The 22,770-nt window shown below is 31.9% G+C and carries 21 protein-coding genes and 1 pseudogene; 3 read left to right on the top strand and 19 right to left on the bottom strand.

From position 1 onward, the window contains the following. Window positions 1–9: 9 nt before the first annotated feature. From BAU23_RS08340 to BAU23_RS08330, 3 genes are all read right to left on the bottom strand, one after another. The gene (locus BAU23_RS08340; protein WP_000629009.1) at window positions 10–261 is read right to left on the bottom strand and encodes a DUF2535 family protein; all 252 of its coding nucleotides are present in this window, start codon (window positions 259–261) and stop codon (window positions 10–12) included. Window positions 262–591: 330 nt separating this feature from the next. Beyond that, a complete protein-coding gene (gene tatC, locus BAU23_RS08335; protein WP_071734089.1) occupies window positions 592–1,332 on the bottom strand; it encodes a twin-arginine translocase subunit TatC in 741 nt (246 codons plus the stop codon). A gap of 42 nt (window positions 1,333–1,374) precedes the next feature. Continuing rightward, a complete protein-coding gene (locus tag BAU23_RS08330; RefSeq protein ID WP_000492443.1) occupies window positions 1,375–1,560 on the bottom strand; it encodes a twin-arginine translocase TatA/TatE family subunit in 186 nt (61 codons plus the stop codon). Between the two features lie 213 nt (window positions 1,561–1,773). On the opposite strand from BAU23_RS08330, the gene trhA reads away from it, so the two are divergent. Next, complete coding sequence (gene trhA, locus BAU23_RS08325) at window positions 1,774–2,430, top strand: PAQR family membrane homeostasis protein TrhA (protein WP_000136879.1); 657 nt, start codon at window positions 1,774–1,776, stop codon at window positions 2,428–2,430. A 41-nt stretch (window positions 2,431–2,471) separates the two neighbouring features. On the opposite strand, the gene BAU23_RS08320 is transcribed toward trhA, so the two are convergent. The 5 genes from BAU23_RS08320 to BAU23_RS08300 all read right to left on the bottom strand — a co-directional run bounded on the left by BAU23_RS08320 (window position 2,472) and on the right by BAU23_RS08300 (window position 7,761). After that, on the bottom strand, window positions 2,472–3,191 hold the full coding sequence (locus BAU23_RS08320; protein ID WP_000616567.1) for a lysophospholipid acyltransferase family protein: 720 nt from the start codon (window positions 3,189–3,191) through the stop codon (window positions 2,472–2,474). Between the two features lie 111 nt (window positions 3,192–3,302). Next, window positions 3,303–3,938: an FMN-dependent NADH-azoreductase gene (locus tag BAU23_RS08315; protein ID WP_000170036.1), complete on the bottom strand. Its 636-nt coding sequence runs from the start codon at window positions 3,936–3,938 to the stop codon at window positions 3,303–3,305. Window positions 3,939–4,155: 217 nt separating this feature from the next. Next, on the bottom strand, window positions 4,156–6,141 hold the full coding sequence (gene pbpC, locus BAU23_RS08310; protein WP_071734087.1) for a penicillin-binding protein 3: 1,986 nt from the start codon (window positions 6,139–6,141) through the stop codon (window positions 4,156–4,158). A 155-nt stretch (window positions 6,142–6,296) separates the two neighbouring features. Next, entirely contained in the window at window positions 6,297–6,785 is a 489-nt protein-coding gene (locus BAU23_RS08305) for a dihydrofolate reductase (protein WP_000637210.1), read from the bottom strand. Window positions 6,786–6,804: 19 nt separating this feature from the next. Then, window positions 6,805–7,761 (bottom strand): thymidylate synthase, encoded by a 957-nt coding sequence (locus BAU23_RS08300; RefSeq protein WP_000679625.1) that lies wholly within the window; start codon window positions 7,759–7,761, stop codon window positions 6,805–6,807. Window positions 7,762–7,960: 199 nt separating this feature from the next. Here BAU23_RS08300 and BAU23_RS08295 point away from each other — a divergent pair, with 199 nt between their 5' ends. Next, a complete protein-coding gene (locus BAU23_RS08295; protein ID WP_071734085.1) occupies window positions 7,961–9,418 on the top strand; it encodes a serine hydrolase in 1,458 nt (485 codons plus the stop codon). A 173-nt stretch (window positions 9,419–9,591) separates the two neighbouring features. Here the strand turns inward: BAU23_RS08295 and BAU23_RS08290 are convergent, their stop codons facing one another. The 9 genes and pseudogenes from BAU23_RS08290 to BAU23_RS08250 all read right to left on the bottom strand — a co-directional run bounded on the left by BAU23_RS08290 (window position 9,592) and on the right by BAU23_RS08250 (window position 17,327). Further along, window positions 9,592–10,452, bottom strand: coding sequence for a phosphatase PAP2 family protein (locus tag BAU23_RS08290; RefSeq protein ID WP_000797320.1), 861 nt, complete (start codon window positions 10,450–10,452; stop codon window positions 9,592–9,594). A gap of 8 nt (window positions 10,453–10,460) precedes the next feature. Then, a complete protein-coding gene (locus BAU23_RS08285) occupies window positions 10,461–11,570 on the bottom strand; it encodes an alpha/beta hydrolase (RefSeq protein ID WP_071734083.1) in 1,110 nt (369 codons plus the stop codon). A 112-nt stretch (window positions 11,571–11,682) separates the two neighbouring features. Next, entirely contained in the window at window positions 11,683–12,564 is an 882-nt protein-coding gene (locus BAU23_RS08280; protein ID WP_071734081.1) for an AraC family transcriptional regulator, read from the bottom strand. A 176-nt stretch (window positions 12,565–12,740) separates the two neighbouring features. Continuing rightward, window positions 12,741–13,670, bottom strand: coding sequence for an aminoglycoside phosphotransferase family protein (locus tag BAU23_RS08275; RefSeq protein WP_071734079.1), 930 nt, complete (start codon window positions 13,668–13,670; stop codon window positions 12,741–12,743). A 44-nt stretch (window positions 13,671–13,714) separates the two neighbouring features. Next, window positions 13,715–13,810, bottom strand: a pseudogene (locus BAU23_RS08270) (aminoglycoside phosphotransferase); the annotation flags it as partial. Between the two features lies 1 nt (window position 13,811). After that, entirely contained in the window at window positions 13,812–14,447 is a 636-nt protein-coding gene (locus BAU23_RS08265) for an HAD family hydrolase (RefSeq protein WP_001174998.1), read from the bottom strand. A 107-nt stretch (window positions 14,448–14,554) separates the two neighbouring features. Beyond that, window positions 14,555–15,142, bottom strand: coding sequence for a YpjP family protein (locus tag BAU23_RS08260; RefSeq protein WP_001134410.1), 588 nt, complete (start codon window positions 15,140–15,142; stop codon window positions 14,555–14,557). Window positions 15,143–15,424: 282 nt separating this feature from the next. Further along, window positions 15,425–16,624, bottom strand: coding sequence for an ABC transporter permease (locus BAU23_RS08255; RefSeq protein ID WP_071734075.1), 1,200 nt, complete (start codon window positions 16,622–16,624; stop codon window positions 15,425–15,427). Continuing rightward, window positions 16,617–17,327 carry an ABC transporter ATP-binding protein gene (locus tag BAU23_RS08250; protein ID WP_071734073.1) on the bottom strand — a complete coding sequence of 237 codons (711 nt, stop codon included), beginning with the start codon at window positions 17,325–17,327 and terminating at the stop codon, window positions 16,617–16,619. Before BAU23_RS08250 ends, BAU23_RS08255 begins: the two co-directional genes overlap by 8 nt. Before the next feature lie 171 nt (window positions 17,328–17,498). On the opposite strand from BAU23_RS08250, the gene BAU23_RS08245 reads away from it, so the two are divergent. After that, window positions 17,499–18,026: an HAD-IIIA family hydrolase gene (locus tag BAU23_RS08245; protein ID WP_071734071.1), complete on the top strand. Its 528-nt coding sequence runs from the start codon at window positions 17,499–17,501 to the stop codon at window positions 18,024–18,026. Window positions 18,027–18,460: 434 nt separating this feature from the next. On the opposite strand, the gene BAU23_RS08240 is transcribed toward BAU23_RS08245, so the two are convergent. Together BAU23_RS08240 and BAU23_RS08235 are read right to left on the bottom strand one after the other, a co-directional pair. Then, a complete protein-coding gene (locus BAU23_RS08240) occupies window positions 18,461–18,709 on the bottom strand; it encodes a CPCC family cysteine-rich protein (protein ID WP_071734068.1) in 249 nt (82 codons plus the stop codon). A 310-nt stretch (window positions 18,710–19,019) separates the two neighbouring features. After that, entirely contained in the window at window positions 19,020–22,724 is a 3,705-nt protein-coding gene (locus tag BAU23_RS08235; protein ID WP_071734066.1) for an ATP-binding protein, read from the bottom strand. Window positions 22,725–22,770 lie beyond the last annotated feature (46 nt).

The following is a 22,770-nucleotide window of genomic DNA, read 5'->3' as shown; positions in this document are numbered from 1 at the left end:
TGCTGTATATTATGCATTCTTTTCCAGAGTATTTGTTTTATATACATTTGAATAATCATTCCACTTCAAACAACTTTGTAAATATTCACGGAAAGAGTACGAGAATCTTGGATTTTTATGTTTTTGAATTTTTGCAATAAACAATTGAAGACGAGACTGAATTAGAAACGCTAATGGATGCTGTGTTTGTAGGACAGGGATTTCAAATATTTTAATACAACTCCCTGTTGCATGAGTGAAATAAAAACTTTTCGTAATCACAATATCAATCCTCTTTTTCGTTGGATTTTTGAACTTCCTCCACTTTATTCTTTAACACGTTTTTCAAGTGTAGGTTTCCTATGAAAACTAAAATATTCTTAAGCGGCCCCCGTTTAGAAGTTAATACTTCATTTATATCCACCTAATTCGGCCCCTGTCCTATATATCCCTTGAGACGGGAGTCTTATTACCCATATATATCTAGATAACTTCAGTATAAACTTATAAAAGTGAAAAGTTTGTCTAAATTTTGGAGATTCTATAATTTTTTTCTTCTATATATTGTATACGATTATATCTAGAGTATAACAAATAAATTAAAAAGTGCCTTTATAAAGAGGCACTTTTCGACTGTATTTCTTCTCTTTTCTTTTTGCGTTTACTAACAATCTTTGATAGAGCGATACTAATTTCATAAATACAAATAAGCGGTACCGCTACTAAACTATGTGATAAAAAATCAGGCGGCGATATACACGATGCAATGATAATCAAGGCTACGTATGCATACCTTCTTATTTTTATTAGAAATTCCGCCGTCAACAGTCCAATACTCGTTAAAAACATTACTACTACAGGCAATTCAAAAATTACAGCAAATGGAACTGTTAAATTGAGAACAAAATGAAAATACTTTTCTGTCGTAAACATCGTATTAAACATTTCATTACCTATCGTAGTTAAAAAATGAAATAAAAACGGCATTACAATGAAATATCCAAAGCATAAACCTGCAATAAATAATATAGACAATACCGGTATATACATCACTGTCATCTTTTGTTCATTTGGATGTAAACCCGGTTTTACAAATAACCAAATTTGTATAGCAGCAAAAGGAATTGTACAAACGATAGCAAATACTGTAGCAATCGAGAAAAAAATCCACAATACATCACTTGGACCGAGAACAGTTAATTTCATTGGTAAATCTTTTACAAGCCAAAAATAAATATCCTTCGTAAAAGTAAATCCAATAATTAAAAATATCACAAAGGATAGCACTGTATATATTACTCGTTTGCGAAGCTCAACTATATGTTCTACTACGCTCATTTCCCGATCTTCCATCTCGTTCACCACACTTTATTTATCCATTACAAGGAAAATTCATTACATTTTTTCTTTCTTTTCCTTCTCTTGAAATGCATCATCAGTCAATTCTTTCGTTGATTTTTTGAATTCTTTTAACGTTTCCCCTAAAGCCTTCCCGATTTCCGGCAATTTTTTAGGTCCAAATAAAATGAGTACAGCTACTAAAATTAAAATTAACCCTGGAAAGCCAATATTTGAAAACATTTCCCCATCCCCTTTTTTAGTAGATTTCTTGTCCTACTATTACATAATTTTATTTTGTCAAAAAAGTTTGAAAACGTCAACAAGTCCGTTGTCTTTTGTCAAAAAAATTCAAAAATATAATCAATTATACAAATTTCATTTTCTATTGTCTTTGTGTATGATATGGTAAGGGAAACGACATATTATTTTATGATAGTAGAAAGGATTTGCATTATGACTGAAAAAATGACACGAATGACACATTTTGTGAAAGAAGAAATTGCAAATGCAATTACACATGGTATCGGTGCCATTTTAAGCATCCCTGCCTTAATTATATTAATTATTCATGCTTCTAAACATGGTACTGCATCTGCTGTTGTTGCATTTACTGTTTATGGTGTAAGCATGTTCTTACTGTACTTATTTTCAACGTTGCTACATAGCATTCACCATCCAAAGGTAGAAAAATTATTTACTATTTTAGATCATTCAGCCATCTATTTATTAATCGCTGGCACATATACTCCGTTTCTACTTATTACACTTCGTGGACCTTTAGGCTGGACGTTACTCGCTATTATATGGACACTTGCAATTGGCGGTATTGTCTTCAAAATTTTCTTTGTACGTCGCTTTATAAAAGCATCAACTTTATGTTATATCATTATGGGATGGCTCATAATCGTTGCTATTAAACCACTTTATGAAAATCTAACTGGACATGGTTTTTCACTACTTTTAGCAGGTGGCATTTTATATTCAGTCGGGGCAATCTTCTTCCTTTGGGAAAAACTACCTTTCAACCATGCCATTTGGCACCTCTTCGTTTTAGGCGGTAGTGCAATGATGTTCTTCTGTGTACTCTTTTACGTCTTACCTGCAGCGTAATAAAAAAAGTTTCAGCTTATATTAAGCTGAAACCTTTTTTATTACTTATGTAATTGTGATGCGATAACATCCTGTGTATGCTTCGTTAACTCTTTAATATCCATATTCGCATACTCTTCAGGTGTAATCGGCTTAGAAATTGTTACTGTTGCATGAGCTGATTTCATACGATTTCCATTCGCTTCAAACATTTTATATGTACCATCTAACGTTACAGGTAAGATTGCTACACCAGATTTTACTGCTAGGTGAAAACTACCAGCTTTAAACTCTCCAATTTCTCCACCCTTACTTCTCGTTCCTTCAGGGAAAATTACGATAGAATGTCCATTCTTTAATAGTTCAATTCCATCTTTAATCGCTTGAAGAGATTGACGACGATCATTACGAACCATAAATACACAATTCATAAGTTCCATCCAAGTTGGTACAACTGGAAATTTCTTAATCTCTGCCTTTGAAACGAATCCAATTGGTTTATTTAAGTAACCTAGTAAAACAGGGATATCCATATTACTTTGATGATTACTTACAACTAGTACCGGCTTGTCTTTCGGAACATTTTCAAGCCCTTTTACTTCTACTGCCCCACCAGCTACACGTACCATTTTTTTACCAAACCAATTTGTCGTTTTATACACAGCATTATCTTTTTCTTGCGGTGACATCGTATTTACTTGTTTTTTAAGACGCCACATTCTCGGTGTAATCGCAATTACGATTAAAATTAAATAAAAGATTTTAAAAAACGTTTGAATCATACAGAACCCCCACCTATTATCATTCCGACCTTCATTATACTAGACAAACGAAGGAAAAAGAAGAAAAAATGTCCAAACAACAAGTGTTTGGACATCTTTAAGTAGTCTATATTAGAAACGTTTTGCTAATTCACGTGCGTTAGCAATTGCTGCTTCTTTAATTTCTGGTGCTTTTTCAGGATTTGCATTCATACCTTCAACTGCAATATATTCAGTTTCATTTACACCGATGAATCCTAATACTGTTTTCAAGTGATTACGACCGAAGTCTACAGCTGCGTATGCTCCTTCAGAATAAACGCCACCTGTCGCTTGAATGTGAAGTGCTTTTTTGCCTTCTAATAAGCCAACTGGACCATTTTCAGTATATTTGAATGTTTTACCTGCGATCGCTAAGTTATCTAAGTATGCTTTTACTACTGGTGGATAGCTAAAGTTCCACATTGGAGTTACGAATACATAACGATCTGCATGCATAAATGTTTCTAAGTTTGTGTTCATTGCTGCAACTTTTTGTTGTTGAACTTCTGTTAAAGTTTCAAAGCCTTCACCTGCTGCAAATTTACCCCAAGCAGCAAATACATCTGCATCAATTGCTGGTACAGTAGTATTGAATAAATCAACTGTTACAACTTCGTCTTGTGGATGCTCGTTTTTATAAGCTTCGATGAAAGCTTCTCCTACTGCCATACCGAAAGAACCTTCTGCTGAATTTGGATTTGCTGTGATAAATAGTACTTTTGTCATTGTATTCTCTCCCTTTTTCTAATTTATCTTTAATTCAAGATTTATAATTTGAAAGTAAATAACTTACCTTATGTAAGTATAATACGAAAAGTTTTAATTGTTGTCAATAAAAATAGCTACTTTTTTTTCGTAAGTTAATAAATAATACTAATATATTAAGTTTCTGACGAAATAAAAAACTACCTCCATATTCCATGGAGGTAGCTCTCATCATTTTCTATTTTTGAAAAACATGTTTAACTTTTTCAGCTGGAATATTACTTCCACCTCTACCTTTTACGTCTTCAATCATCATTGTAATGACCATATCAGGTGAATTTAAATCAAACGCAGCGAACCAACCTAGTTCTTTTCCTTCTGCCTCTTTTGATACTTTCAATTCTGCTGTTCCTGTTTTACCAGCAAGAGTCATACCATCAATTTTAGCAATTTTTCCAGTACCATCTGGATCGTTAATTACTTTCGTTAATGCTGTTTTCAATATATCTTGAGTTCCTTTAGAAATCACATTTTCTTTCCAAGCTTTTGGTTGTTTATCTGTTTTAATGATATACGGTGACGGAATCGTTCCATCATTTACAATTGGCGCATACGTTAAAGCTAAATGAAGAGGAGTCATTAATACTTGTCCTTGTCCATAACCTGTATCTGCCATTTGAATATCATTTTTAATACCATCATTTGCGATTTTAGAAGCTGGGAATCCATATTCAATTGGTAATTTCTCATCGAATCCGAATTTTTTTGCTTCACTCATAAATTTGTCTTTTCCGATTTTCATAGCTTCTTGCGCGAAATAAATATTATCCGAGTATTTCATCGCCTTATCAAAATCAATCGGATTCGCATCTTTCACACGCGTTACATAATAATTGCCCCATGAAGAATCTTTTGTCCATTTCAATCCTTCAATTTTCAACTCTTCTTTTGGATCAATTGTTTTCGTTTCAAGACCGATTGCACCTGTAATTGGCTTAAATACAGAACCCGGTACCGATAATTGTGTAAATCGATTCGTCATCGGTTTTTTCGGATCATTATTCCAAGCTTCACGTTGTGCTTTCGATGTGCCTCGTGCTATTAAATTAGGATCATATGCTGGACTACTTACAAGTGCAATTGTTTCTCCACTTTTCGGATTAATTGCTGCACTTGAACCAGCTTCGCCCTTCATTTCATTATACGTTTTTTCTTGAACAGCACTATCGATAGTTAATGTTACATTTTCTCCATCAACAGCATCTGTTTTCACTAAATTTTTAATTTCTTTTCCTTGCGCATCTTCTACAAAGACACGGCCACCTTTTTTACCGCGCAGCTTTTCTTCTAATACTTGCTCTAATCCAGCTTTACCAACTGGCTCATCGGCTTGATAGCCTTTCTTTTGTAGCGTTTTTAAGTCTTCAGCATTCACTTTTCCAATATAGCCAGTAAGATGCGCCGCTGCTTCTCCTAACGGATATGTACGAACATTTACAGGTTTTGTTACAACACCAGGTAAATCAAGATACGTATTTTGAGTTGCCCCTTCAGGTAAAATTCCAATTGGTACGAGATACCCTGGTTTTACCCATTTAGCAGCTAGTTTTTGATCAATTTCTTCTACAGACATATTTAACAACTTCGCTACCGTTTCTTTCGATTGCGGAGCAGCATCCCCTAACTTTTCAGGAATCATTCCGATTTCAGAAGCTTTACCATTTACCGCAAGATATTTACCGTTACGGTCATATATTTCTCCACGTTTTGGTTGCGTCGTTTGCATACGCACTTTACTATCTTTTGTCATACCTGGGAATATAAAATCAGGAGTCCAATCTATTTTCCAAGATTCTTTATCTCCATCTTTTTCTTTCACCATTTTTGCTTCATGGCCAAAAGTGATTTTACCACCAACAGTATCCATGCTTACCTTAAAAGGAACAGGGCCTTCATCTTTTTTATCTTCTTTTACTTCCCCTGTTTCTACCTTTAAGTCTTTCACTTCGATACCAGAATAAATCTTTTCATATTTCTCAGTAAACTCTTTCTTTGAAATATCTTTTTTTGCATTTTCTGATAATTGATCATACATATCTGCAAATTTTTGTTTATTCCATGCTTTTGCATATGTATCAAACGCTTCTTGTGGTTTTTCTTCTTTACCGCATCCGACTAACATGAATGTTAAGCAAAGAAATAGAATCCCCCATATCTTTCTCAATCGATTCTCCTCCTCTTTCTATATGAATACTTTTGAAAATTTTAGCATTTTCACATGCTAGATTTCATTATAGCACTATTGAATATCATCTATAAACTTATATTAATGAATACAAATAAAAAGATTGATGTGAATGTTCACATCAATCTTTATTATTATTGTTGCTTCTCATATACATGGTAATAGTACGTATACGGATTTTTTTCATCCGTTAAACCTTTTTCTACAAAAATCTCTTTCCAATTTGTCATATCCATTTCTGGGAAGAATGTATCCCCTTCAAATGCATGGTGGATTTTTGTTATATATAATTTGTCTACGTAAGGTAAAAAGAGATCATAAATTTGCGCTCCACCAAAAATAAAAATCTCTTCTTCATTTTTACATAGTTCAAACACTTCTTCTACGGTATGAGCAACTTCACAACCTTCTACATGGTAATCACCGTTACGTGTTACGATAATATTACGTCTTCCTGGAAGCGGTCTACCAATCGCTTCATAGTTTTTTCTTCCCATAATAAGCGGGTGGCCCATCGTCGTTTTCTTCACGTATTGTAATTCACTCGGTAAACGCCAAGGTAAGTTATTATCTTTCCCAATTACTCTATTCTCGTCCATTGCGACCATAAATGAAACAATCATTTTGTCATCTCCTCTACAATTATACTGCAACCGGTGCTTTAATTGCTGGATGCGGATCATATCCTTCAATAGTTAAATCTTCCATTTCAAAATCAAACACTGATTTTACATCTGGATTTAATGTAAGTTTCGGGAATGGACGTGGTTCACGTGCCAATTGCTTTTCTACTTGTTCAAAATGATTCGTATAAATATGTGCATCTCCAATTGTATGAACAAATTCTCCTACTTCAAGACCACATTCATGTGCAATTAAATGTGTTAGCAATGAGTAACTTGCAATGTTAAATGGAATTCCAAGGAATATATCTCCACTTCTTTGATATAGCTGACAAGAAAGTTTTCCGTCCGCTACATAAAATTGAAATAGCGTATGACAAGGCGGTAAAGCCATACTTGGTACATCCTCAGGATTCCAAGCAGAAACAATTAAGCGACGTGAATCTGGCGTTTTCTTAATCATTTCAATTACATCTTTTAGCTGATCAAGTGTTTCACCAGCTGTCGTTTTCCAAGCACGCCATTGTTTTCCGTATACGTCTCCTAAATATCCAAACTTCGTTGAGAATTCATCGTCTTCTAAAACGCTCTTTTTAAACAATTCCATTTGCTCATCGTATTGCACTTTAAATTCCTCATCTTGTTGTGAGCGAAGACCGAAATCTGTCATATCAGGGCCAGTATACTCATCGCTTTCTACCCAGCTCTTAAACGCCCATTCATTCCAAATATTATTATTATGTTGCAATAAATAGCGAATATTTGTATCACCTTTCATAAACCAAAGCAGTTCACTTGCTACAAGGCGAAACGGTACTCTCTTTGTCGTTAATAAAGGAAAACCTTTACTTAGATCAAAACGCATTTGATATCCAAATACAGATACAGTGCCTGTCCCTGTACGATCTTCTTTCTTCGTACCATGCTCCATTACATGACGGCATAAATTTAAATATTCATATTCAGCATGTTTCATATGTAGTAAAACCTTCTTTCAGTCGTATATGAAATTTATCATAACATGAAAAACAGTGAATTTAATAATCTTGATTAATAAAATTTCATTTCAATAATTCTTACAAAATTATTAACTTTCCATAATTAAAAAGGTTTTCATTTTCTATTACCGAAAGTATAGTGCGGTAGAACAAAATTTATATTTGGAGGTTAGAAGTATGTCTAAAATTGAAACTCCTGTTATAACTTCTTTACAAACAACGGTTGAAAAAATGATGAAGGATCTAAATGTTCCTGGTGCTGCTGTAGCTGTGATAAAAGATGGTGAAGTTATTATTTCAGAAGGTTTCGGCTATCGTAATATAGAGACAAAAGAGGCTGTTACACCGAGTACTCGGTTCGCAATTGGTTCCTCAACGAAAGCTTTTGGCACACTTTCCTTAAGTTTATTAGCACAGCAAACAAAGTTTAATTGGGATACTCCTGTCCAGACTTATATACCTAAATTCTCTTTATCTGAACTACTTGCTAGCTCACAAGTTACTGGACGAGACTTAGCTTCTCACCGTACTGGGGTAAGTCGTCATGATGCTCTTTGGTACAGCTCTTCTTTAACTCGAAAAGATATAGTAGAAAAAATAAAACATTTATCACTTGATGCTCCGTTCCGTACAGCATTTCTTTATAACAACTTAATGTATGCGACAATTAGTTATATTGTAGAAAACATTACGAATCAAACATGGGAACAATATGTTACAGAACATATTTTAGAGCCTTTAAATATGGATCAAACAAACTTCTCTGTTACAGACTCACAAAATACAGATGATTACGCTTTACCTTACGTTGAAAACGAGGGTGAAATAAAAGAAGTTCCATTCCGTAATATTGATACAGTTGGCGCTGCTGGATGTATTAATTCTACAATTGAAGATATGGCAAATTGGGTACTTCTTCACTTAAACAAAGGGAAATTTGGAGACCATGAACTAATCTCTCCTGAATTATTACAACAACTGTGTACACCACATAATTCAATTCCAGATCAACCAGCTTTATCACTTCCCGAATCTCCATTAAATAGTTATGGGCTTGGTTGGTTTATTAGCGCTTATCGTGGTTATAAAATGATTCATCACGGTGGTAATATCGATGGATTTTCAGCGTTTGTTTCATTTATGCCAAATGAAAATGTAGGTCTTGTTATATTAACGAATGCTGGAGGTACATTACTTCCTATTTATCTAGCAAACCAAATTTACGACGAGATAATCGGATTAGGGTCCATCGACTGGCATAAACGTGCTGTAGAAGATAGTGAAAAAATGAAGGAAATGATGAAAGAAGCAACCGAATCCATCCCTGATCAAATGAAAGGGACTACACCTTCTCACAAGTTAGAGGACTACACTGGTACGTTTGAACATCCTGCTTACGGGACATTACAAGTATACAAACGAGATGATTCGTTATATGTACAATTTATGGAGATGGATATTCAATTAGGGCATCATCATTACGACATATTCTCTGCAGAAGTTGATTTATTCCAAATGAAAATGAGTTTATTATTCTCTTATGAAATGAATGTAAGTGGTGAATTCCCATCGCTGCAGTTACATGTACCTGTAATGCTAAGTACCCAACCTCTTACATTTACTAAAATTGAATAGTTAATTTTATAGAGGGAAGCTTTCGCTTCCCTCTATTTTTTCACAAGTAGAAATCCCATCTACAACTATTAATTTGATTATCTAATTAAATTAATGATATTTTAGTACTACTCAAACCATTCATCATTATATAATCTCAAAATAATCCTTCATGAAGCATTGTTTTCTTATTATCATTTTACTGAATATGGAATAACATCCTTGTTATCGGCGAATTTAGTGTTCTTATCTCTCCAAACAACTTTTTTCAAACACATAAATACAGTTACCGAGATAGCGACTCCAACTGTAACATCCGAGGCAAAATGAGCCCCTACCATAATACGACTAATTGGCACCACTATCATCCACAACAGAATGAGAATCCACACACCTATTTTCTTTCTCTTTAATGAAGCGAAATATTCCGGTAACAAGCTAAACCAAATGATTAACGCAGCATTGGCACTATGACCTGATGGAAACGACATAAACTCATCACTTTTAGCGATTCCCTGAGGTACAAACCATTTTGAAAACCCTTCAAACGATCCAATAGAAACCATATGACGATAGCGTTCTCTACCCCATCCTAATTTTATTAAATTAAATGTAATTAATACAATAACTACACTTAACAATCCCATTAATGCAATGTCTCTCAATCTTGCATCATCATATTTACTCCATGATTTAGAAATCATATAACAAGCCACAATAAAGCAAAGCATAAAAATTGGAATTAAAAATTTTGAAATGGTTAAATAATGCACTAGCATAAATGAAGCAATAAAAGCAAATAAGAGACTGGTTATACCATAGCCAATTCCAGATAGATAATATCCCCTTGAACCTGTATTCTTTCTAGTTTCAAATAAATATATACTAGAAAATAAAGCAATAAGCATAGCAGGAATTTCTCCTATAGCTTGTAAAAAAAGAGCGATCTTATTAGTTGGTTCGTATAAACTATTGGATATTTGTAAATCTGTAAACGCAAAGATACATAGTAAAATAGCAAAGCTAACAATTAATATCACTTTTCTATTTTTCATCATTCTCCCTACTTTCTACTATGCTTTAATATAAAATTCCCCATTTCAATTGCTAAATCTTCACTTTGAGGATAAACACCTACGTTATCTCCATAAGCATGCCCTAAACCTCGATAAAGGACTGTTTCAGTATCAACGCCTTTGTTAGTTAATTTAGCTGCATACGCTAAACATTCTATCATTAGAAAATCATGCTCTCCTACCGTAATAAATGTACTTGGATAATCTGGGGATACATCAACATATGGGCTTAAATACTTAGAATTAATTTCTTTCGTACCCAGTACTTCTGACATACCTCCAACCATTGAATGCATAATATTAAGCATTTTTTCTAATCCTTTTTTATACTTTGGAGCAATTTCATATTTATCTATACTCCAAGAATAAAATTCATCTTCATAATCACACATATTAATTGTAGGATACAGTAGCAACTGTCCCTTCACATACTTCCTACCATCTTCCAAATCTTTAGTTGTACAATACTGTGTTAAGTTCCCTCCTGCACTATCACCTGCCACAAAGATATTATTCTTATCACCGCCTAATGTGCCAGCATTCTCATAAATCCACTTTAAGGTAGTGTAACAATCTGTATGCCCAGTTGGAAAAGGATTTTCTGGAGCTAATCGATAATCCACAGAAACAGCTAATATATCTGTTTTTTCCACTATCAATTTCACAAGTTCTTCTACTACATCTGGTGAACCTGCCATAAATCCACCACCATGAATAAAGTATAGAATTGGTGCATTCTCTTGTTTAGAACTACTATTATAAATTCTTACCGGAATATCATATCCATCTTCCGCTTTCACTGTTTTATGCGTAATATTTATGTCTTTAGTGACAATGAGAACACTTTTAATGCCATTAAATTGTTTTCGCATATTCTTTACTGATTTTTCAGAAGCATCCATTTTCATCATATTTTTAGGCATAAACCTCATTACATTCATTTGAACCTTCATATCCTTATAAAGACGTGGATCCATAGCACCTTTTTCATCACAATCTGGTATGTTTTTTACTAAGATTTTTGCCCCCTGCACATTAATGATTTCTTGTTTTTCTTGCATTTTTTCTAATAAGTCTAAGTCATATTTTCTAGTCATCTAATATTTCTCCCTTCTAAATTCAAGCGCTTTCATTATTCGGGATTATATAACTTCCCGTTTACTAAATAAAAATACGTTCCATGTACAAAATGTACCATGGAACGTATTTTTATTGTTGTTCATATCTGATTCGATTATTGTCATTTTTTGATGTGCTATTTTTCCTATACTGTAATGGTGTATATCCATATTTGTCTTTAAACTGTGAAATAAATGATTTCACATTTGGAAATCCGTGTTTCAGCGCTATATCTTGTATAGAATTTGTACCTCTAATAATATCTTCATACGCTTTATAGAGCCTGTATCTCGTTAAAAAAGTGGTGAAATTTGATCCGAACGATTTTTTAAACATACGTGAAAAATGTTCTTCACTTACAAAAAAATGTTTGGCCACATCTTTCAGTTTTAGTTCCTCATCATAATGTTTGTAAATATACGTAATCATTTCTTTCTGTCTATTTCCAAGTTGAAAATCATTGTCTATATTCTCCCCATCTTTGCAATATCGCAATAGAATATAAACAATTTCATAAATTAAACTATTAATTTTTATGTAAGTTAAATCATCAGAATTTGTGACTAACCCCTTTAATTCATAAAACATTTGCTGGAGGTTAGTTTTCTGAACAACTGATTCCTTTATATTGAATCTATATTTATCAAAATCTTCATTTAGCTCTTTAAGAAATTCATAAGAAATAATTAACATCATTACTGCACAACTTGTATTTTCAACTTTTTCAAATTCATGAACATCTCCACTATTTACAAAAATAAATTCGCCAGCAGATACTTTCTTTTTTTGCCCATTCACATACAAGAAAACTTCTCCATATACGACTAGGCTAATTTCAATACTTCTATGCCAGTGCGGAGGAATATAATAGTGAAAACCAGTAGGTAACATTGTGTCTTCTATATATTCAACCATTCCTGGAATTTTAGCACGTAATTTTATTTCTTCATATTTACCTTGCCTGAATTTCAATAATCCACCCCCTTTTTTATTATAATGGAGTCGTCAAGTTTCTCATTATAGATAAAGGTAAAGGAATGTCCGGAATTGGTATACAAGAAGATGTCGATTTAAAGTTAGCATTACAACTGCTTCAAAACGAAGAATGGTAAAAAAATAAAGGTAGATGTGAATCACACCTACCTTTTCTATTTCATATCAATCTTTTCTGGTTGAAACCAGATTGGCTTTAATAGCTCAAAGTTTTTATGATCCTCTAAAACGATAGTAAGACGTTCTAACGTATCATCTAACATATGCGGTGCTGCTCGTAAACTCCAGACAACTGATGAGAAAACTGTCATACCAACGTACACCGCATATAATTTCCAGAACTCCTCTGGTATTCTCCCATTAAAGTATCCTTCTATTTGTCCGATTGAATACGGAATACTAATATCCCTTGCAAATAGTGCAATTTTTACGAAATCATGAAGTGGATCGCCCCAGTCGTAGCCATTAAAATCAACAACACCTACATATTTCGCATCACGTACAATTATATTCTCTAAATGAAAATCGTCATGTTGAAATCGATTTGGGCGGTTCTTTACATATATTTCATTTTCATCTATAAACTTTATGATTTTATCATCATTTTTTATTTTTATTCCACATGTTTTATATGCCTCTACATATTTTCGATGTTTTTTCATTGCTCTTTCATACCATGGAAGTATGTCCTTAGGAGCTTCATATGTATGCATTTTTGCTAAATCTTTTCCTGCCTCTATACCAATTTCATATTGTTCTTTTGGTGTATATGTAGGCAACAATTTTTTCGCATCTTCCCCCTCTAAATATGAGAAAATACTATATACACCTTCTTCTTCCAATATACCTATTTCAATCGGCCTTTGTGCCTGTACGTTACGTTTTACCATTTCATTTAAAATTTGAAATTCTATTTTCCTTCTTTCATACTCTCGTATATCGCCAATCCGTAACAAATATTTTTCATCATCAATTGTCGTAACTATATATTTCTTATCAGGAGAGAAACCTTTAGAAATTTCTTCAATATTTGCTGCATCTTTTAGTATTTGTATATTGTTTTGCCATGCTGTAATTATTTTCATATTTATTCCCCTTACATTTCTACATTTGGTGTAAACGCCACTTCTATAATAAACCCATTCGGATCGTAAAAAGAAATGGATTCCTCTAGATTTGCTACCCAAAATTCTATATGATGAATACCTGCTCGAAGTGTATTCATATTAAGAATACGCCCCTTGTACTACTTGCACAATTTCCATTGGTGTATTGACCATATAATCTGGTGCATCTTTTTTCACTGTTTCAATGACATCATACCCCCAAGATACCCAAATTACGTTCACCCCTGCCTTTTTACAAGCGGCTACATCTCGCTGTTCATCACCGACATATAACATATCTTTCTCTGTTATCTTTTTCGATTTTAAAAATCTTTTTATCATTTTATCTTTCCCGAACAAATTTTTAGAGCAATACACTTCTTGTATATTTTCTATATCATTATTGTGTAAAAATGCCCGAATATGCTCTTCTGAGTTCGATGATATGACTGCAATTCCGTAGCCTTTTTTATGTAGTTCATCTAATACATCCTTCATCCCATGGAACAAAATGAGATCTTTTATAGCAGGTTGATACAATTTATAAAACTCCAGCGCTAATATCGGTAGTTTATACAGTGGTACATCGAGTTGTTTACATCTCTCTGGCATCGTTAATTTACGTAAATACTCAATTTCTTCTTCCCTTACCGTTTTATATCCGTGCTTTTCAGCAAGTTGATTATAAATCGGTACAAATATATTTTGTGAATCTACTAATGTGCCATCAAAGTCAAAAACGATATATTTTTGCATTCCCTTACTCCCTTTGCTTTTTTTCCTAAACATATGTTATTCAACAACATAAATGTCTTACCCTTTCATAAATATAAAAAAAGAACAAGATTTTCTCTTGTTCTTTTTTAAGACAGCCATTTCGGCGGTACATTTGTATTCCAATAAATATTTCCTAACTCATGGTGTCCTGAGTATCCATCATCAAAACGATGATAGTGGAAATTAAAATAATATCCATCTTGCGGCGGATGATCTCTCCTCACATGAAATCTCAGTAAGTCATTTCCTGATTTCGTATCATAAACATGAAAAATCTTTTCATTATTTCCGCCAGCTGGTCTTTGAGAAATCGCTAATGATTGTAACGATTCTTCTGGCACATCATTGGCAAGTTCCGCAATTGCCTCTTCAATTTTAGGTAATACAACATCTTTAAATTCATCTTCAATTACAGGTCCAATTTTAGAGCCGAATTTTTGCATAGATTGCTTCTCTGCTTCTTGCATCGCATAATTAATAAATGTATCGGTGGTTAACCTATCATTCGTTTCTTCATATGTATAGGACGTACTCTCCAAATTTTGTTGCCCAGCTGTGCTCGTAGGCTTGTCCGCAGCTTTGGCATTATCAAGTAATATGGAAGGAGGCGTCACTAAACCAAATGTAAATACGGTAATTAATGCGACTAAGGTTTTTCTAAACCAATTTGGCATTTATGTTCCCTCCCCTTTCGCTCATTATATTTTATATAACGATTGTTTCTTCTATTATACAAAATGATTGTAATTTTTGCACTTTACAATTTTGTTAACGTTCACATATTTTTCACTTGAATATGAAATTGTAAGATTTCATACACTATAAATACAACAACAACGAGGAGGCAATCAGATGACTTTAGATGCCCTGTACTCCGCCGCAAGCATACTCCTTTTAGTATATTTTATTTATCAGTGTGTTACAGACTAGAAAAAGAGCCGTTTCCGGCTCTTTTTCTATGGTGAAAATACAATCCAACCAATGAATACTATAAAAATAAACCCAATAATAACTGCTGGCAATAAATAAAACTGAGAAAGGATAACTGTCCCGTATATGAATACGGCTGGAAAGAGCAAATAACGATCTGCCTTCCATCTTAACAATAGTAATTTTCCTTTATCACAATATAAATGAAGAAACATTTTTTTCGTAAATTCATTCCAATAATCGCGCGCATAACGAGAAATTCCAACTAAAGCAAATGCAAGAATAATAGCTGCAATCCACCTCGGACTCATGATAATACTGACAGTGCTTATACATACAATTTGAATATAAAATATTCGTGCACTACTTGTACGGAAAAATTCTTTTAAAAAGGATTCCACAATACGAGAATCCTTTTTCTTCCCTAAAAACTTTTTAGAACGAGGAAACATCCACGGTTTTTTATTCGAACTACTCGGTTTAGCTGTATGACCACCAACTTGCATAATCCCACTCGTCCAGCGCATACTTTCTGCTTTCTCTTTCTCAACTTCTTTAAAAAAGTAATTTTTATAATCCATCTTTTCTTTTACTAAGACTACAGTAAGTACAGCTACTAGGCCGGTAAATAATATGAAATACAATGGATTATTAAAAATAAAAAATACACTGATTCCAAAATAGATTAAACTTAAAGAAAATATAACATCTTTTATAATCAATAAAACCCATCGTTTCCCTACACGTACATTAATAAATCTCGTCAACAACGATAACATAAATCGAAAAACAGTAAAGAAAATCCAATACTGTACGATTTGTATAATTGTCGCTCCCATACTTTTCATCAATATAGGCAACATAATGAATACAACAATTACATTCGTTATTGCAATCCGAATTAACGTATATATCATGCCAAGCTTCATTAATCTTCGCATATGATTTGGATACGAAATTAAAAATAAACTATCTGCTTGTTCAAAGAATGAGCGAACCCCTCTTGAAAATGTAACAAAATAAAATATAAGTAGACCTAATCCAAAATAAACGGTCTCTTCCATTGATAGTTCTTTTACCCATAATGAACGATAATATATTCCCATAAATATAAGTGCGGGTATAATGATATATAATTCTACTGTCCAATCTGTTACAGAACGAATCGACTTCCATTTTCTTTGCAATTCATGACGTAACCTTTTATTAAACTGTTGTTTAATCATGCTGCTCTCGCCTTACAACTGCATCGAAGCAATCTAACAGTGTGCTTCCCGGCATTTCTGCTAACGATTGTATCGCCTCTAAATGCCCATCTGCTACTAATGTACCTTGCGAAATGAGTAAAAATCTTTCACAAATTCTTTCAGCTGTATCTAGTACGTGCGTACAAAGTAAAATTCCAGCTCCTCGCTCTTTTTCTTTATATAAGTAATTCAAAAATTCTTTCGTAGCTACTGGATCTAAACCGATAAAAGGCTCATCAATAATATAAAAATCTGGCTCTGTTAAAAATGCTAATATAAGCATCGACTTTTGTTTCATACCTTTTGAAAACTTTGATATGTATTCGTGTATATGTTTTTCCATTCGAAACGTATGTAATAATTCCCTTGCTTTCTCCTCCCAATTTCCCACTTCATTTCCGCGGGCAGCCATTAGCAATTCAATATGCTCCCATAAAGTTAAGTAATCATAATAAGTGGGGTGCTCCGGTACATATGCATATGGATTTTTCTTTTCTCCAAACGAGATTTCACCATCCATATTGACAAGCAAACCGAGCATCGATTTAATTGTCGTACTCTTTCCTGCGCCATTTGCACCAATAAGAGCCACTAACTCGCCTTTTTCAATTGCAAATGCAATATCATGAACTGTCTTTTCACCAATTTCATATCCAGCTGAGCGGATATTCACCTCTAGCATACATTTCCCTTCTTTCCATTTACATTACAACCAAGAAAAATAGTAAAATATTCCTCTTAACATATTATTATACCATTTGCCGACTTATTTATTTCAATAGCAGGAAAAACCATATTTCAAGAGAATACTTAATGTTTGTAGATTTTAATTTAAATTGAAAGGACTGTAACTATGAAAAACATTGAAGCTATTTTCATTGATCGTGACGGAACAATTGGCGGTGATACTACAATACATTATCCTGGTTCTTTCACATTGTTTCCTTTTACAAAGAAATCTTTACAAAAGTTAAAAGCCCAAAATATTAAACTATTCTCTTTTACGAATCAACCAGGTATCGCGGATGGAAAAGCAACTACGAATGATTTTGCGAAAGAATTAAAAGAGTTTGGTTTTGATGATATTTATCTTTGCCCTCATAAACATGGTGATGGATGTGAATGTCGCAAACCGAGCACAGGTATGCTCCTAAAAGCAGCGGAAAAACATGGGCTTGATTTAACAAAATGCGCGGTAATCGGTGATCGCTGGACGGATATTGTTGCTGGGGAAAAAGTAAATGCAACGACTATATTAGTTCAAACTGGCGCTGGATATGATGCTTTACATACGTTCCGAGATAAATGGGCACATATTGAACCAAACTACATTGCAAAAAACTTTGAAGATGCTACAAATTGGATTTTAAACCATCAATAAAAAATTAAATGAGACGTCTTCACTTTGTTTTATTTAGATTCAAGAAATTTGAATTAATCTTTGTTTTAACAAGAATAGACATATAATGTTACACATTATATAAGAATAAAAGAAGAGGATAGTGACAGGCAGAATAATTCTGTATGTTCTATCCTTTTTTGTACCACAAATGACCTCATTTACCACAACATTTGTATTGGCTGTCGACTTGTTATCAACTTAATGCTCTCATTGATGTGTAATGATAATAAAGTTGTTTAATTTCTACGCTATAAACACGCTTAACACCGTCTGAACAATCAAACGATGTTTAAAATAATTGTTTAATTTTATTTATCCTTCTCTAATTTTGAAAAAATCAGCAATAATAAAGTCGTTTAAAACTCAATTCGTATGGAACAAAGGTATCTATTAGTTGACGAGTGTAACAAACATTACTTTTCGAAAAGCGATCTCCAGTTTGGATCACGTTCATTTCTATTGGTTAGGTTTCGATTAACATGCCTCATTAAAAAGGCTTTTTGATATTGTCTCAAAGACTCCTCATTCGCTCCGCCTTCATAATCAGGATCATCAAATTGAACGTTATCATCTTCCCAGAAACAGATACTGCAAATGTCAAATGTACCTGGTGGTTCCTCTTCTAAGGTTTTATAACCACAACATGGACATGTATATTTCATATACCCCCCCTAAAAACCCTGCTTTTATTTAAACATATCACATCTTATTAAACTATCCTTCTCTAAAAAGCATTAAAATTAAACATCTTTATTAACTTTTAAACGAATTTATTATAAATGAAACAACTTTATTTTCACTGTACAATTGACTCTTATAAATGTAGCTGTGAAATAAAGTTTAATCAAAATACCTCGTAAACCCGTATTTCATGATAAGTAAAAAGAATCCATTTTGAAAAAAGATTGATCAAAATGGATTCTTCTCCAGCAGATTTAAGTTTGATTTTTATAAAAAGTTTGATTAAAAGATTCAATATAAATCTTCTGCTAATTCCTTAACCTTAACTCTTTTAATTTTTTTCTCTATATACTCTATTTTCTCTTGTAACCATTTTTTATGTTCCAGAAATTGAATTCCTTGTACCTTATCACTAAGTTGTTGATAAAGTGACTGATGCTCTCGTAAAATTGGTATCTCGCTTCCGCTCCACGAATAACTACGTGGTAAAAGTGGTATCCTTTTAAAGAATACAAAATCCATTCTTATTTGTATTAATTTCACAATCCATTCTATTTGCTTTTCATTCTCAAACTTAGTTAAACATTCATATAAACTTATAATCAACTCTTCATTTTTTGCCCATTCTATAATTTTTGATTCAATCCATTTATAAAGTTTTTTACTATTTTCACCATCTAAAGTTAATAATTTTTCCAACAAGTCCTTAGCAGCATAATATTTTCCTTTTTCATATACATACTTTTCAACAATCTCACTTACTAAATCCGCTAATTCACCCCAGTTTTCTTCATTCCAAATAAATGCAAAATTAATTTCTTCATTAAATTTATAAGTAGTTTTTTCATCTACAAGGATACTTTCTAATATTTCTTTTAAAATTGCTGAATTTCTTCTTACTATAACTTTTAAAAAGGATGAATCATAATCAAAATGCTTTCTAATACTTAACAATTTTAAGTATAAAGTTTTCAATAGACTTAAATCGTTTTTTAAATAGATAGTTATATACTCTTCATTTTCTGCACAAGACAATAAAAAAGATTCTACACTTCTTAAAAACACTATATCTTCCTGTTCTAAAAGTAAGTTAATAACATTAACAAAAATATTTTCATCTATATCGATAAATGCTTTTAAAAAAGTAATATCTCTACTATATCCTGCTACCTCACCCTCAGGTTTATTAAAATATTCATATATCTTTTTTAACAACTCAGTATTTGGATTCAAAATACTCATTTCTCTATAGATACAATATAACCAATAATTTTTATTATAAAATTCTACATTTAAAATGCTTTGTTCTAGATGAGTTAAATCCTTTACATTCTTGATTATATTTAAAGGATGTAAACTTATCTTTATATTTTCCTCAAAAAACATATTTAGAATAGTTATTCTCTCATTAATAGGAGTATTTAAAAGTAAAATTTCTATTTTTTCACTTGTGCTATAACTATTAGAATTCAAGTAATCTATAGCGGTCACTTGATTACAAATTCTAAATATTTCATAAAAATCCTCATCCGTAAGGTTTTGACTCCAATCTATTAGTTCTTTTTCTTCAATAAGTCTATCTTCATCATTGCATTTTGGTTCACTAAAAATTCTCTTATATATAAGATATTCTTTTGTTTCTATCTTTTTTTCTACTTCTCCATCAAAATAGATTTCATATCTTTCAAATAAATCTTTTAATCTGTTATATACTATGCTTTGTTCTAAAGTTAATTCCTGAATGTCATAAATTATCGATTCTATAAATCCCTTATCAAAATTCAGAACTTTTTCATCAATCGATTCAAAATTGTTTCTACCGTAGTTATATAAAATTTTATGAAGATCATATACATTAATATTTTGATTATATAAGTCTCTTAGTTTAGCCCATATTTCTTTTCTGATTTGTGGTAAATTCCCCTCTAAATAAACTGGAATTTTATAAAAAACCATACCCCTATTACTTTTCATCCTTGTATACTCATACTTAAATTCTAAAAAGTATTCAATAATTTTAATTAAAAGATTCTTATAAAGAATATCTTTTTTCAAATCATAACTTTGGTTGATTTTTTTTAATAATTCAAGTTGTTGAACATATCCGTAAACATCTGATTTTTCATCAAATCCATAATTATCAATTAAAACTTTATATACTGAAGAGAATTCTGTAGGCTGTTTTTCTAAATATAATAAAATTAAATCTATAGCTTCCAAATAATATTCAGAGTTTTTATACCCCCCTAACAACTTAAGAATATTAGTACATTCATTATTATTTTTTATTTCAAAGCTAATCTCATCTATAGAATCGTTAACTTCAAAAGCATCAATTTTCTTTTTCGCATATAATAGTCCTTCAATTTCAAGTCCAAACAAAAAGGTTATTAAGAAAACCTCTGTTTCATTTTCTTCAAAGTTTTGTTTACTTTCTTCAAAAATTTCTTTTATTGCATCCTTTACAATGTTTAAATTTTCTTCTTTATAAAAATATGAAAATACGCTATTTAAGTTTTCAACTATCCTACCTTTTAATGATGGATAAAAATTTTCTATCAATGTTTTATATAAAAGATCTTTTCTTTTGAAAACAGATAAGTAAAAAATGTAAATACTTAATATTTGATCAGAGATTTTTACGAGTTCATTTTCATATATGTCGACTATTTCCATTGAATGTAGTTTATATACATTCTCTACGAAAGTCTCTTTATCTTGATTTACGACACTACATACCATCTCTATGTTTTCATCATCTTTTAAATTCACATGATTTAGAAAGCTAAGCAATGCACCAACTTTTAATAATTCTTCATTCTGCAACTCTGTTTCAAAATAGGACTTAATCTCTCGATAATAAGATTCCACTATATCAACCACATTCGATAAACTGCTTAGACTATCTTCTTTTTTTGCTGTTGTACATCCCATAATTGCTAACCTTGGATTTCCTTTTGCTATCTCGTTAATACGTTCTATATATATTATATTTAAAACACCTAAATATTCACATAATAACTTAATAGTTTCTTCGGTCAAAGCCTTTATTTTAAAAGTTTTAAAAGAGTAATTAGAGATTTTTTCTATCGTTTTTTCTTCTGCATAGTCTCTAACAGTTAATATTAATTTAATTTTTATCCCTTTTGATGCCCAACTAAATAAATCTAATATTAGTTGAATATTAGTTAATAAATTAGCATCGTCAATCATAAGTAAATATGAACCTGATTCACTGAAATATAAATTCAAATCATCATATATATTTTGTCCATTGTTCCTTAAACATTTCAACTTATACTCATTATGTTGTTCTTTAAAACGCTTCATAACTTCTAACGCGAGTCTAGTCTTTCCTACCCCAGGCAACCCTGATATTAATATTATCTGCTCTTCATCCATTGCTTTTAATATATTTTCAATTTTTTCTTCCCTTCCAAAAATATCCACTTTTAATGGCGTAGCTAATTTTGCACTATCATTAATACTAACAAAATCCTCTATTTCTAATATTTGTTGCGTATCAATAGCGATTCCCAAAAAATCTTTAATAAGAAAAGGAAATTCCATTAATTTATAAGCTATTGAATCTAAAGAAATAACTTCAACAACAATGTCATTATCTCTTCCTATAGAAACTAATTCTTCAATTTCACTTGTTCCTAATCTAGTGTTACAACAGCAAATTATTTTTCCAATTAAATTTTTTGGTATGCCTGTTTTCTCTTCATCAAAACATTTAGAGATATCATCTTTAAATTTAGAAACAATATTATTTTTCTGCACAGTATACTCAATATATACATATTTTTCACCAATAGGCTTTATCAATGTATCTGGGGTACCTGTTTTAGTATTATTATTTTCTAATACAGAACCTATAGGATACAAATTACTACCTTTATATTCTCTTGAAAAATATGTATCCATTAATTTTTGAAATTCTCCGCCATTTAATTCTCCTAATTTCATTTGTATCTCATTAATTTTTCTCATTTTATCCCCTCACTACAAATTGTCATTATATTTTAAATATCTTTTC

This window comes from Bacillus nitratireducens (assembly GCF_001884135.1).
Lineage (GTDB): Bacteria > Bacillota > Bacilli > Bacillales > Bacillaceae_G > Bacillus_A > Bacillus_A nitratireducens.
Note: the sequence above shows the minus strand (reverse complement) of the source record. Positions and strands in the feature narration are given on the sequence as shown.

Bases quoted from the DNA above. Each gene is read 5' to 3' on its own strand.
- BAU23_RS08305 (WP_000637210.1), bottom strand. From the start codon at position 6,785: ATGATTGTTTCATTTATGGTCGCAATGGACGAGAATAGAGTAATTGGG.
- trhA (WP_000136879.1), top strand. From the start codon at position 1,774: ATGACTGAAAAAATGACACGAATGACACATTTTGTGAAAGAAGAAATT.
- BAU23_RS08250 (WP_071734073.1), bottom strand. From the start codon at position 17,327: ATGCTAGAGGTGAATATCCGCTCAGCTGGATATGAAATTGGTGAAAAG.
- BAU23_RS08255 (WP_071734075.1), bottom strand. From the start codon at position 16,624: ATGATTAAACAACAGTTTAATAAAAGGTTACGTCATGAATTGCAAAGA.
- BAU23_RS08245 (WP_071734071.1), top strand. From the start codon at position 17,499: ATGAAAAACATTGAAGCTATTTTCATTGATCGTGACGGAACAATTGGC.
- BAU23_RS08320 (WP_000616567.1), bottom strand. From the start codon at position 3,191: ATGATTCAAACGTTTTTTAAAATCTTTTATTTAATTTTAATCGTAATT.
- BAU23_RS08265 (WP_001174998.1), bottom strand. From the start codon at position 14,447: ATGCAAAAATATATCGTTTTTGACTTTGATGGCACATTAGTAGATTCA.
- BAU23_RS08260 (WP_001134410.1), bottom strand. From the start codon at position 15,142: ATGCCAAATTGGTTTAGAAAAACCTTAGTCGCATTAATTACCGTATTT.
- BAU23_RS08300 (WP_000679625.1), bottom strand. From the start codon at position 7,761: ATGAAACATGCTGAATATGAATATTTAAATTTATGCCGTCATGTAATG.
- BAU23_RS08295 (WP_071734085.1), top strand. From the start codon at position 7,961: ATGTCTAAAATTGAAACTCCTGTTATAACTTCTTTACAAACAACGGTT.
- BAU23_RS08330 (WP_000492443.1), bottom strand. From the start codon at position 1,560: ATGTTTTCAAATATTGGCTTTCCAGGGTTAATTTTAATTTTAGTAGCT.
- BAU23_RS08235 (WP_071734066.1), bottom strand. From the start codon at position 22,724: ATGAGAAAAATTAATGAGATACAAATGAAATTAGGAGAATTAAATGGC.
- BAU23_RS08240 (WP_071734068.1), bottom strand. From the start codon at position 18,709: ATGAAATATACATGTCCATGTTGTGGTTATAAAACCTTAGAAGAGGAA.
- BAU23_RS08315 (WP_000170036.1), bottom strand. From the start codon at position 3,938: ATGACAAAAGTACTATTTATCACAGCAAATCCAAATTCAGCAGAAGGT.
- tatC (WP_071734089.1), bottom strand. From the start codon at position 1,332: ATGGAAGATCGGGAAATGAGCGTAGTAGAACATATAGTTGAGCTTCGC.
- BAU23_RS08285 (WP_071734083.1), bottom strand. From the start codon at position 11,570: ATGACTAGAAAATATGACTTAGACTTATTAGAAAAAATGCAAGAAAAA.
- BAU23_RS08290 (WP_000797320.1), bottom strand. From the start codon at position 10,452: ATGAAAAATAGAAAAGTGATATTAATTGTTAGCTTTGCTATTTTACTA.
- BAU23_RS08275 (WP_071734079.1), bottom strand. From the start codon at position 13,670: ATGAAAATAATTACAGCATGGCAAAACAATATACAAATACTAAAAGAT.